General features: G+C 69.3%; 8 protein-coding genes. 2 read left to right on the top strand and 6 right to left on the bottom strand.

Translation table 11 applies throughout. The annotated features are described in order from the left end of the window. Positions 1-8 precede the first annotated feature (8 nt). Entirely contained in the window at positions 9-1,451 is a 1,443-nt protein-coding gene (ngcE, locus tag ACH427_RS19700) for an N-acetylglucosamine/diacetylchitobiose ABC transporter substrate-binding protein (protein ID WP_398870782.1), read from the bottom strand. Between the two features lie 418 nt (positions 1,452-1,869). On the opposite strand from ngcE, the gene ACH427_RS19695 reads away from it, so the two are divergent. After that, on the top strand, positions 1,870-5,835 hold the full coding sequence (locus ACH427_RS19695) for a GH92 family glycosyl hydrolase (protein WP_398870781.1): 3,966 nt from the start codon (positions 1,870-1,872) through the stop codon (positions 5,833-5,835). A 91-nt stretch (positions 5,836-5,926) separates the two neighbouring features. Then, positions 5,927-6,961 carry an FG-GAP repeat domain-containing protein gene (locus tag ACH427_RS19690; RefSeq protein WP_398870780.1) on the top strand — a complete coding sequence of 345 codons (1,035 nt, stop codon included), beginning with the start codon at positions 5,927-5,929 and terminating at the stop codon, positions 6,959-6,961. A 65-nt stretch (positions 6,962-7,026) separates the two neighbouring features. Here the strand turns inward: ACH427_RS19690 and ACH427_RS19685 are convergent, their stop codons facing one another. The 5 genes from ACH427_RS19685 to ACH427_RS19665 form a co-directional block, all read right to left on the bottom strand. Beyond that, a complete protein-coding gene (locus ACH427_RS19685) occupies positions 7,027-8,271 on the bottom strand; it encodes a hypothetical protein (RefSeq protein WP_398870779.1) in 1,245 nt (414 codons plus the stop codon). A 108-nt stretch (positions 8,272-8,379) separates the two neighbouring features. Continuing rightward, positions 8,380-8,718 (bottom strand): hypothetical protein, encoded by a 339-nt coding sequence (locus ACH427_RS19680; RefSeq protein WP_398870778.1) that lies wholly within the window; start codon positions 8,716-8,718, stop codon positions 8,380-8,382. Between the two features lie 32 nt (positions 8,719-8,750). Next, a complete protein-coding gene (locus ACH427_RS19675) occupies positions 8,751-9,020 on the bottom strand; it encodes a hypothetical protein (protein ID WP_398870777.1) in 270 nt (89 codons plus the stop codon). A gap of 212 nt (positions 9,021-9,232) precedes the next feature. Further along, entirely contained in the window at positions 9,233-11,947 is a 2,715-nt protein-coding gene (acnA, locus tag ACH427_RS19670) for an aconitate hydratase AcnA (protein ID WP_398870776.1), read from the bottom strand. A gap of 210 nt (positions 11,948-12,157) precedes the next feature. Further along, complete coding sequence (locus ACH427_RS19665) at positions 12,158-12,331, bottom strand: hypothetical protein (protein WP_398870775.1); 174 nt, start codon at positions 12,329-12,331, stop codon at positions 12,158-12,160. Between the last annotated feature and the right edge of the window lie 167 nt (positions 12,332-12,498).

Below are 12,498 nucleotides of genomic sequence, written 5' to 3'. Positions count from 1 at the left end.
CGGACCCGTCAGGCCGACCGGTGGAACTTGGTGACGGAGCTGTCCTTGGCGGTCTCGTCCGCGTACTGCTGCGTCTTCTTGATCCACTCGGCGGCCTTGAGGTCACCGGTGAGCAACTGGCTGGTCAGACCGCCCATCTTCTCGTCCGTCAGCTTGGGGTACCACTCCTGCAACTGGATCATCAGCAGGTTCTGGTTGCCGCCGGCGGCCTTGACGGCCTGCGCCGCCGAGGCCAGGCCCGGGGAGAGCGAAGCCCCCTCGGCACCCTGCATGTTGCTCGTCAGGGAATGCACCTTCTGCGCGAAGTTCTGCGCGTGCTTCCTGGAGAGCATGATGCGCAGCAATTCCATGCCGCCCGTGGGGTTCTTGCCCCCCTTGGCCACGATGAACGGCTCGCTGGGCTCGGCGCGCACCGCGCCGTGCGGCATCTTGTCGCCGGAGCCCCCGTCGAAGAGCGGGCCGACGGCCATGCCGAAGTCCTTGGGGGTGGTCGGGGTCGCCTCGTTCTCCACCCAGGAGCCGTTGGGGATGAAGACGGCCTTGCCCTTGGTCCAGGCGGTCTGGGCCTGGATATGGGTCAGGCCCTGGCTGCCCGCCAGGAAATACCCCTTGGCGGCGAGCTCCTCGTAGTGCCCGATGACCTGCTTGACCGCGTCGTTGGAGGTCCAGGCGTTGGGCTCCAGATTGTCGATCGCGATCCACTTGTCCAGACCGCCGATCTTGGCGATCTGCGGGAAGATGTTGAAGTGGACGTAGTAGGGGTACTTCCCGGGGTAGGTCCAGGGCGCGATGCCCGCCTTCTTGATCTCCTCGCAGAGCTTGATCATGTCGTCGAGGGACTTCGGGTAGGTCCATCCCTTGTCCGACAGCAGCTTCTGGGAATACCAGGTGCCATAGACGGTGAAGGCGTAATAGAGGACGTCGAAGGCGTCCTTGTGCTTGCCCTTCTCGATGGCGCTCGGATAGAGGATGTCCCGGACCTTCTTCGCGGGGTCGTCCGGCGAGGCCGCGTCGAGCAGCGGGGTGAGGTCGAGCAACTGCCCTTGCGAGGAGAGCTTGTTCATGTCCAGGTGGTCGGCGCCGGAGTTGTCGATGACGTCCGGCGGATTGCCACCGGCGAAACGGGGCTGGAGTTTGGGGCCGATCTGCTGGGTGCCGGTGTGCTTGACCTCGGCTCCGTACGTGGCCTGGTAATCCGCCTCGGCGTCCTTGGCGTACTGATCGCCCAGGCCGCCCTTGAAGATGAACGCGTCGAGCGGCGCACCGTTCTTGACGCCGAGCGGATTCTTCTCCGACTTCTTGCCCTGGTCGCTCTTGTCCTTGCTCTTGTCGTCGCTGCCGCCGCCGGTGGCACACGCGGTGAGCACACTCATCGACGGCACCGCGATCAGACCCAGTGCCGCGGTCCGCTTGACCAGATCTCTCCGGCTGAATTCCGATGTGGATCCCATGCTCAAGTCCTCGCCTTCTCCAGGACTCAGGCGGTGTGGCGGTCTTTCCCTCGCGCACGTGCGTACCGGCCAAGGACGAAGGTCCCGACACCGCGGGTCAGTTGAAGCTTGGTGTGCTGGGTGTGCGCCGGGATCGGTGCCGCTCTCACGGCGGCTCCCGTCCGCCGCTCTCCCCCGGATCCGCCGCGGCGGCCTGCGGCCGCCCCGGACGCCGACAGGTATAGTCCACTTCACATCAACTGGGCAAGATCGAAAGCGGCTTTGACCGTCAGTCTTTCCCGAGTTGAGACCTCCTCAACCTACGCCGCCCCCGCGACGACACCAACATCCGGACCCTTGACACCACTGGCGTCTCGCGCCCTACTTATTTCTGCGCGACTCGGTTGACAACGTTGTCGGATTCGTGGAGAGGCAAGGGATGCGGCAGAGTCAGCGACAGGGGTTCCGCCACCGATGGCGTACACTCACCCGACCCCTGGCCCTCCTCGCCGCCGCCCTCGTGGTGACGGCCACTCAGACTCCGCACGGGGTCGCCGCGCCGGCCTCGGCGGCCGCCGCGCGGGACGCGGCCGCCGCGCAGCGCTTCAGCTCCTCCTTCGAGCCGGGCGAGCCGCAGCCCGATTGGCGCAATGCCGTGGAGACCGGGCCCGACGGGCGGCGGCGGGCCTCCGGGATAGACGGCAGCGACGCCGCGGGCATCCCCGGCAACATCACCGACAAGGTCACCGCCGTTCGGGCGAGCGGGGAGAACGCCGGGGCCGGAGAGGTCAAGGAGAACCTGATCGACGGCGAGCCCACGACCAAGTGGCTCACCTTCGAGCGGACGCCCTGGCTCGGATTCGAGCTGTCCGAACCCGTCACGGCCGTACGCTACGCGCTGACCTCCGCCAACGACGCCCCCGGCCGGGACCCCAGGGACTGGACGCTCAAGGGCTCCGACGACGGACACAGCTGGACGGTGCTGGACGACCGCAAGGACGTGCTCTTCGAAAAGCGCCTCCAGACCAAGGAGTTCTCCTTCACCAACAGCACCTCCTACCGGCAGTACCGGCTGGACATCACCCGCAACAACGGGGACGGCATCACCCAGCTGGCCGAGTTCCAGCTGGCGACCGCGGACACCGGCGGCCCGCCGCCCCCGGACATGCGCAGCTACGTCGACAGCGGGCCCACCGGCTCGCCGACGGCCAAGCCGCGCGCCGGCTTCACCGGCACCCACGCCCTGCGCTACGGCGGCAGGCACCAGGCCACCGGCCACGCGTACGCCTACAACAAGATCTTCGCCGTGCGGGTCGCGGTCACCCCCGAGACCCGGCTCTCCTACAAGATCTTCCCCTCGATGCCGGAGGCCGACCCCCGCTATCCGGCCACCCACGCCGCGCTGGACCTCGCCTTCACCGACGGCACCTATCTCAGCGAGCTGGGCGCCGTCGACCAGGACGGCGCGCGCCTCACGCCACAGGGCCAGGCCGAGTCCAAGACCCTCTACGTCAACCAGTGGAACGCCAAGGAGTCGCGGATCGGCGCGGTCGCCGCGGGCAAGACCGTGGCGCGGGTGCTCATCGCCTACGACTCGCCGGTCGGCCCGGCGAAATTCCGCGGCTGGGTGGACGACATCTCGCTCGCCCCCGAGCCCGCGGAGAAGCCCGCGGCGCACCTGGCGGACTACGCCCTCACCACGCGCGGCACGCATTCCAGCTCGACCTTCTCCCGCGGCAACACCTTCCCCGCCACCGCCCTCCCCCATGGCTTCAACTTCTGGACCCCGGTCACCAACGCCGGCTCGACGGACTGGCTCTATCAGTACGCCGCCGCGAACAACGCCGACAACCTCCCCGCCATCCAGGCGTTCAGCGCCAGTCACGAGCCGAGCCCCTGGATGGGCGACCGGCAGACCTTCCAGGTGATGCCGTCGGCCGCCACCGGCACCCCGGACGCCGGGCGGACGGCCCGCGCGCTCCCCTTCCACCACTCCCATGAGATCGCGAAGCCGCACTACTACGGCGTCACCTTCGACAACGGGCTGAAGGCCGAGATCGTCCCCAGCGACCACGCGGCCCTGATGCGTTTCACCTTTCCGGGTGAGAACGCCAGCGTCATCCTTGACAACGTCCGGGACCAGGGAGGGCTGACGCTCGATCCCGGCCACGGCGTGATCACCGGCTACTCCGATGTGCGCAGCGGGCTCTCCACCGGCGCCGGACGGCTCTTCGTCTACGGCGTCTTCGACGCGCCCGTCACCGCGAGCGGCAAGCTCGGCGGCCCGCCCGACCTCCCGTCCAGCGCAATCAGCTCGGCCGACCCGGACGGCACGCGCCGCGCGGACGACGAGGGCACCCGAGGGGACGGCGTCACCGGCTATCTGCGCTTCAAGCCGGGCCAGGACCACACGGTGACGCTGCGCATCGCGACCTCCCTCATCGGCGTCGACCAGGCGAAGGCCAACCTCGCCCAGGAGATCCCGGCCGGCAGCTCCTTCGACGAGGTCCACGACCGCGCCCGCGCCGCGTGGGACGACGTCCTGGGCCGGATCGAGGTCAAGGGCGCGAGCCGGGACCAGCTCACCACGCTCTATTCGAACCTCTACCGCCTCTACCTCTATCCCAACTCGGGCTTCGAGAACACCGGCTCCGCCGCGCACCCCCACAGCCGCTACGCCAGCCCCTTCAGCCCGCCCGCCGGCGAGTCCACCCCGACCCGTACCGGGGCGAAGATCGTCGACGGCGAGGTCTACGTCAACAACGGCTTCTGGGACACCTACCGCACCACCTGGCCCGCGTACGCCCTGCTGACCCCGAAACGGGCGGGGAAGCTCATCGACGGCTTCGTCCAGCAGTACAAGGACGGCGGCTGGATCTCCCGCTGGTCCTCCCCCGGCTACGCCGACCTGATGACCGGCACCAGCTCGGACGTCGCCTTCGCCGACGCCTACGCCAAGGGCGTCCGCTTCGATGCCGAGGCGGCGTACGCGGCGGCGCTGAAGAACGCCACGGTGGCACCGCCCAACCCCGGCGTGGGCCGCAAGGGCATGGAGACCTCCGTCTTCCTCGGCTACACCAGCACCACGACCCGGGAGGGCATGTCCTGGGCCCTGGAGGGCTATCTCAACGACTACGGCATCGCGCGGATGGGCCAGGCGCTCTACGCGAAGACCCACAAGGAGCACTACCGCGACGAGTCCGCCTATTTCATGAACCGCGCCCGGAACTACGTCAAGCTCTTCGACCCCGGCGTGGGCTTCTTCCAGGGCAAGGGCCCGGACGGCACCTGGCGGCTGCCGCCCCGGAGTTACGACCCGCGCGTCTGGGGCAACGACTACACCGAGACCAATGGCTGGAACTTCGCCTTCCACGCCCCGCAGGACACCCGGGGCCTGGCCAACCTCTACGGCGGCCGGGCGGGCCTCGCGAAGAAGCTCGACACCTTCTTCGCCACGCCCGAGACCGGCTCACCGGAGTTCGCCGGTTCATACGGCGGGGTCATCCACGAGATGACCGAGGCCCGGGACGTGCGCATGGGGATGTACGGCCACAGCAACCAGGTCTCGCACCACATCGCCTACATGTACGACGCGACCGGCCGGCCCTGGCGGACGCAGCAGAAGGTCCGCGAGGTGCTGTCCCGCCTCTACCTCGGCAGTGAGATCGGCCAGGGCTACCCGGGCGACGAGGACAACGGCGAGATGTCGGCGTGGTACGTCTTCAGCGCCCTCGGCTTCTATCCGCTGGTGATGGGCAGCGGGGAGTACGCGATCGGGTCGCCGCTGTTCACGCAGGCCACCGTCCATCTGGAGAACGGGCGCGACCTGGTGGTGAAGGCGCCGGGCAACAGCGCCCGGAACGTCTATGTGCAGGGCCTGCGGGTGAACGGCGAGAAGTGGGACTCCACGGCGCTCCCGCACTCCGTGGTCGCGAACGGCGGGACGCTGGAGTTCACCATGGGCCCCCGGCCGTCGGCGTGGGGCAGCGGCCGCGACGCGGGGCCCACCTCCCTCACCCAGGGCGACGCGGTGCCGGAGCCGGAGGGCGACCTGACGGCGCCGGGCACCTCGGCGCTCACGGACAACACCTCGGCCACGGAGGCGACGTTCACCGTGGCCCCGCTGGAGGTGCCCTCCGGCTCGCGCGTGACCTCGTACACCCTCACGTCGGCCGACCGCACCAAGGCTCCGGGCGGCTGGGTGCTCAAGGGGTCGACGGACGGCGAGACCTGGACGGAGGTCGACCGGCGCGCGGACGAGTCCTTCGCCTGGGACCGGCAGACCCGGGTGTTCTCGGTGCGCACACCGGGCTTCTTCCGGCACTACCGCCTGGAGACGGTGGCCGGTGAGGGCACACTCGCTGAGATCGAGCTGATCGGCCCGGGATCCCCACATAGTGATTGACAGGTAAAGAAAATGTGAAAGATCATGGAGTCTCCGCGGCGGGCCCGGACCGGGCCCGCCGTTCTTCACCTGAGACCTCCAGGAGACCCACGTGGCTCAACTCCCCGGCCGTTCGCGCGCCGTGCGTCGCGTCGCGACCGCGGCCATAGCCGCCGCCGTGCTCGGCACCACCGCCGGCACGGCCCTGGCCGACGGCCCCTCGGCCGCCCCCGCCTCGGGCGCGGCCAAGTCGGCGGCGAAGCTCTCCGCCGACACCTCCGCCAAGCACCGCCTCGAGGCGCTGCGCGGCGAGGCGAAGTCCGGCGACTACCCCAAGTCGGGTGCTCAGGCCCCCAAGTCCGCCGCCCCGCGCTTGGCTGCCCCGCGCAGCAAGGCCAAGGCCGACGGCCCCTCCGTCGACGCGCCGTTCTTCCCGCTGAGCGCCGTCAACAACGACGACCTCTACTTCTACTGGCCCGACGGCAAGGGCGGCATCACGCCCAAGGAGTTCGTCACCGGCAACTGGGGCAGGATCAACGCCGCGGCGCGGGTCGACAACGACCGGGACGGCCTGAGCGAGGCGCTCTACGTCCGGGACAACGACCAGAACATCATCTACGCCACCGCGAACAGCTCGAAGGTCGTCGCGGACGACTGGGGCCAGTACGACCAGTTCATCTCCCCGGGCAACCTCGGCGGCGCGGGCGAGTCCGACATCCTGGTCCGTGACCGCGAGGGTGTCCTGTGGCTCTATCTCGCCTACCCCGACGGCACCCTGACGGGCCGTAAGAAGGTCGGTCCGGGCTGGAACCAGTACACCGAGATCCAGGGCCGCGGCGACCTCACCGGTGACGGCAAGACCGACATCGTCGCCCGCGACAAGGACGGTGTGCTGTGGCTCTACAAGGGCACCGGCGACTACACCAAGCCTTTCGAGACCAAGCAGCGCATCGGCGGCGGCTGGAACCAGTTCAACAAGCTGGCGGCCACCGGTGACGTGGACCAGGACGGCAAGTCCGACCTGATCGCGCGCGACAACGACGGCGCCCTGTGGCTCTACCGCGGCACGGGCAAGGCGTCCCAGCCGTTCGAGTACAAGGTGAAGATCGGCAACTCGGGCTGGAACCAGTACCGGATGCTGTTCTGACGGTCCGTCATCTCAGGTGAACCCCGCGCGGCCCGGAGCCCATGGCTTCGGGCCGCGCCCCGTCCTCACGCGGCGCGGCGGCGCAGCGCCAGGCGTACCAGCGACCGCACGGGCCGTCCCAGCGCGAGTGCCAGGCCGGCGACGGGCAGGGTGAGCAGCACGATCTGGAGGCACGCCGAGACCGTGCCGAGGACGGGGAAGCCCGCCGTGCCGGCACGCGTCAGCAGGAGACCGGCGGTCCGCCAGTCGGACCTGATCAGTTGGGGCAGGTTGACGAGCACCATGCCCAGCTGGAGGGTGAGGGCCGGCACCAGGAACATGACCCACACCGCGACGACGATCTGCGGCCACCGCTTGAGCGCCCGGAGCCGTTCGTCCTGCGGGCGGCGGAGCACGAAGCGCTTCAGGATGGGCGCGATGTATTTGAAGAGGTCGGGGATGCCGACCAGGTCCGCGACGATGTAATAGCCGTCGAAGCGCAGCGTGGGAAGAAGCTGCTGGATCATCTCCAGGTGGACGGAGAGGATCGCCACCAGCAGCAGCGGGCTGCCCGTCGGCACGTAGAGCGCGAGCAGGCCGAGGACGAACAGCGCGTTGAAATACACGCCGCCCAGGTCGGCCCGGATCCGCCCGGCGCGCCCCAGCCGGTACGAATCGGTGATGTCGGTGTAGAAGGCGGGCCACACCAGATAGATGCCGCATCCCATCGGGCCCGGCCGGGCACCTCCGTAGCGGCAGGCCGCGCCGTGGCCCATCTCGTGGAACACACAGGAGGCGATGGCCAGGAGGACGACGAGCAGCACGTCGGCCGGGGACGAGAGGACCGCCCGCAGCGCGGCTCCGGTGTCCTGGGCCGTCCACAGCCACGTCTCGCCGCCGGCGAACGTGCCGAGAGCGACGAGCACCGGCACCGGGTGGAACAGCCAGGCGAACAGGCCGGAGAGGAACCATGTGGCGCGCCGCGGCAGCACCGCCAGCCGGAAGCGGAAGGCCAGGAAGGGGTCGCTCTTCGGCGTGGGCGGGGGCGGTGAGCCGTCGCTGTAGGTCGTCAGGCCGAGCGGGACGAGCTTCTTGTCGATGAGGAAGACGATGTGCTCCGCGGTGAAGCCCCGCCCCGTCTCCCTGCTGAGCTGCTCGGCCACGTGCTCCAGGGGCTGCCCGTCGAGCAGGCGGGCGAGCTGGTAGAGCAGTGGCGGCAGCCGCACGACCTGCCCGTCCGGGCGGCAGACCAGGTGGGGCGGCTCGCGGTATCCGGAATCCTCGAACTCGCCGACCAGTTCCGTGCCGGGCACCAGCGCGGGCAGTGACATGGGCGCTCTCCGTAGGGGGACAGAGTGCGGGGGAGGACCGGGCGCGCCCGGTCCTCCCCCGTGCGTACGGCGCGCGGGTGGCGCGCCGTACGACGGACCGCTATGCGATCAGTGGCTGGAGATGGCCGCCGGGGTGCAGGTCACGGTGGCGGCGGGGTTCGCGGAGCCGAGGCCCAGCGAGCCGAAGAGGCCCGGGGTGCCCTGCCTGTCGATGGACTGGCAGTTGGAGAGGATCGTGGTGCCGTGGTCGCTCGGCGGCACGGCGACGACGCCGCCGCCCGCGGCCGTGGCGGAGCTGCTGCTGGAGCTGCCCGCGCCCGCTCCGGCGCCGCCGCCGTCCGGGTCGCCGAAGCCGAGCGGGGTGGCCATGATGCCCATGACCGTGCGCTCGGGCAGCACCTCCCCCGCCACGTCGTGGAGTTCCTCGAAGCTGATGGTGTTGTCCATTCCATTCCCCTTCTGTTAAGTGCCTGAACGACTCAATGACTGGAGATGGCCGCGGGAATGCACGTCGTCGTATAGCCGGGATCCCGGGACGCGAGTCCCAGGAAGACGAGGAGCGGAGGACTTCCCGCGTTCTGCCGGTACTGGCAGGCGTAGGCGACCGTCGTGCCGTGGTCGGACTTCACCATGGCCGGATACACCGGCTGGTCGGATCCCGCCGACAGCACACTCGACAGCACGAGCCGCTGCGGAAGCTCCTCGCCCGAAAGGCGCGCGAGCTCCCCGAAAGTGACGGCGGTTCCCATAGAAATTCCCTCCCTGGGGAGCGATATCGTCCCGGCATCGACCCCTGCCGGAGACTAACCAGGAAAGGAATGGCCAACACTTCCCCAACCCCCCGATCACCCTTACGAGTTGGAGTGGCTCACGAGGTTGCCGAAAACGCGGCGAGGGCCGCACCCCGTACGAAACGGGGTGCGGCCCTCAACCGGCCGTGCGGAAACGCTTACTTGAACGCTTACTTGCGGATCAGCGAGCGCAGCACGTACTGCATGATGCCGCCGTTGCGGTAGTAGTCGGCCTCGCCGGGGGTGTCGATGCGGACGACCGCGTCGAACTCCACGCCCGTGTCGGTGGTGACCTTGACCGTGCGCGGGGTGGTGCCGTTGTTCAGCTCCTCCACACCGGTGAAGGAGAAGGTCTCCTCGCCGGTCAGGCCGAGCGACTCGGCCGAGGCGCCCTCGGGAAACTGCAGGGGCAGGACGCCCATGCCGATGAGGTTCGAGCGGTGGATGCGCTCGTAGGACTCGGCGATGACGGCCTTGACGCCGAGCAGCGCGGTGCCCTTGGCGGCCCAGTCGCGGGAGGAGCCGGAGCCGTACTCCTTGCCGGCCAGGACGACCAGCGGGATGCCCTGCTCGATGTAGTTGCGCGAGGCGTCGTAGATGAAGGAGACGGGGGCGTCAGCCTTCGTGAAGTCGCGGGTGTAGCCGCCCTCGGTGCCCGGCGCGATCTGGTTGCGCAGGCGGATGTTGGCGAACGTGCCGCGGATCATGACCTCGTGGTTGCCGCGGCGCGAGCCGTAGCTGTTGAAGTCACGGCGCTCGACACCGTGCTCGGTGAGGTACTTGCCGGCCGGGGTGTCGGCCTTGATGGCACCGGCCGGGGAGATGTGGTCGGTGGTGACCGAGTCGCCGAGCTTCGCCAGGACGCGGGCGCCGGCGATGTCGGAGACCGGGGTGGTCTCCATCGTCATGCCCTCGAAGTACGGGGGCTTGCGGACGTAGGTGGACTCGGCGTCCCACTCGAAGGTGTTGCCGGTCGGGATCGGCAGCGCCTGCCACTGGGCGTCGCCCGCGAAGACGTCCTGGTAGGACTTGTTGAACATGTCCTCGCCGATGGCGTTGGCCACGACGTCGTTGACCTCGGCCTCGGAGGGCCAGATGTCCTTGAGGTAGACCGGGTTGCCGTCGGTGTCGGTGCCGAGGGCGTCCTTGGTGATGTCCACCTTCATGGAACCCGCGAGGGCGTACGCGACGACCAGCGGCGGGGACGCCAGGTAGTTCATCTTGACGTCGGGGTTGATCCGGCCCTCGAAGTTGCGGTTGCCGGAGAGCACCGAGGTGACGGCCAGGTCGTGCTCGTTGACCGCCTTGGAGACCTCCTCCGGCAGCGGGCCGGAGTTGCCGATGCAGGTGGTGCAGCCGTAGCCGACGAGGTTGAAGCCGACCTTGTCGAGGTAGGGGGTCAGGCCCGCCTTGTCGAAGTAGTCGGTGACGACCTTGGAGCCCGGGGCCAGGGTGGTCTTGACCCACGGCTTGCGGGTCAGGCCCTTCTCGACCGCCTTCTTGGCCACGAGCGCGGCGGCGACCATGACGTAGGGGTTCGAGGTGTTGGTGCAGGAGGTGATCGCGGCGACGGTGACGGCGCCGTGGTCGATCACATAGGTGCTGCCGTCGGGGGCCGTGACCGTGGTCGGGCGGCTCGGCACGCCGTTGGCGGCGGCGGGGGCGTCGGAGGCCGGGAAGGACTCCTCGCCCGCCTCGTCGGCGGTGGAGACGTAGTTGAGGACGTCACGCTCGAACTGGGCCTTGGCGTCGGCCAGGACGATGCGGTCCTGCGGGCGCTTCGGGCCGGCGATGGAGGGGACGACGGTGGAGAGGTCCAGCTCCAGCTTCTCGGAGAAGTCCGGCTCGGCGGCCGGGTCCAGCCACAGGCCCTGCTCCTTGGCGTACGCCTCGACGAGCGCGACCTGCTGCTCGGAGCGGCCGGTGAGCTTGAGGTAGTTCAGCGTCTCGCCGTCGATCGGGAAGATCGCGGCGGTGGAGCCGAACTCCGGCGACATGTTGCCGATGGTGGCGCGGTTGGCCAGCGAGGTGGCGGCGACGCCCTCGCCGTAGAACTCGACGAACTTGCCGACGACGCCGTGCTTGCGCAGCATCTCGGTGATGGTGAGCACCAGGTCGGTGGCGGTGGTGCCGGCCGGCAGCTCACCGGTCAGCTTGAAGCCGACGACGCGCGGGATGAGCATGGAGACCGGCTGGCCGAGCATCGCGGCCTCGGCCTCGATGCCGCCGACGCCCCAGCCCAGCACGCCCAGGCCGTTGACCATGGTGGTGTGCGAGTCGGTGCCGACAAGGGTGTCGGGGTACGCCTGGCCGCCCCGGACCATGACGGTGCGCGCCAGGTGCTCGATGTTCACCTGGTGGACGATGCCGGTGCCCGGGGGGACGACCTTGAACTCGTCGAAGGCGGTCTGGCCCCAGCGCAGGAACTGGTAGCGCTCCTTGTTGCGGCCGTACTCCAGCTCGACGTTCTGGCCGAACGCCTCCTTCGTGCCGAACTTGTCGGCGATGACGGAGTGGTCGATGACCAGCTCGGCCGGGGCCAGCGGGTTGATCTTCGCCGGGTCGCCGCCGAGCTCCTTGACGGCCTCACGCATGGTGGCGAGGTCCACGACGCAGGGCACACCGGTGAAGTCCTGCATGATCACGCGGGCCGGCGTGAACTGGATCTCCTGGCTGGGCTGGGCCTGCGAGTCCCAGTTGCCCAGCGCGCGGATGTGGTCGGCGGTGATGTTCGCGCCGTCCTCCGTGCGGAGCAGGTTCTCCAGCAGCACCTTCAGGCTGTAGGGAAGGCGCGCGGCGCCCTCGACCTTGTCCAGCCGGAAGATCTCGTACGACTCGTCGCCCACGCGCAGCGTGCTGCGGGCGTCGAAGCTGTTCGCCGACACGACAGTCTCCTTCATGCATGAATTCGCGTACTGCGGCAATCCTGCCGTCACGGGTTCGCGCCAATCCGCTAAGGTGTGCCTTAGTTAGGCAAGCCTTACTGGCGCGACAGCGGTACGCCTCTCGGCAGATATCTCGATGTCGAGATAACTCTAGTACATCGCCGCGTCACGGTCATGTCCCGGCCGACCCCGATACGCCCCGGCAGGCCGTCACCGGTCGTCGTCGGAGTCGTCCCGGCCGGCGCGCGAGCCCGCGCCGCCTTCCCGCCGGCCGCGCTGCCGCTCCTGCTGACGCTGGCGCTCCTGGCGCTCCTGCTCCTTGGCGCCGAGCGTCTCCTCCGTCATGTCGTCCACGTACCGCGGGTCGCGCTCCCTGTCGGCCATGCCGGCCCTCCTCGACGAGGTGGATCGGGCGGACCGGGTGAGCCGGTCCGCCCCGATCAGCGTGGCACGGGGGCGTCGGGGTGCGCATGTCGGGCGGTCACGGCCGCGCCGGGACGGCCGCCCCGGCGCGTGGAGGCGGACCCCCGCTCGCGACGGAGGGCGATGCG

The organism is Streptomyces sp. NPDC020379 (assembly GCF_044387105.1).
Classification (GTDB): Bacteria; Actinomycetota; Actinomycetes; order Streptomycetales; family Streptomycetaceae; genus Streptomyces.
This window is presented reverse-complemented; position numbering and strand designations above follow the sequence as displayed.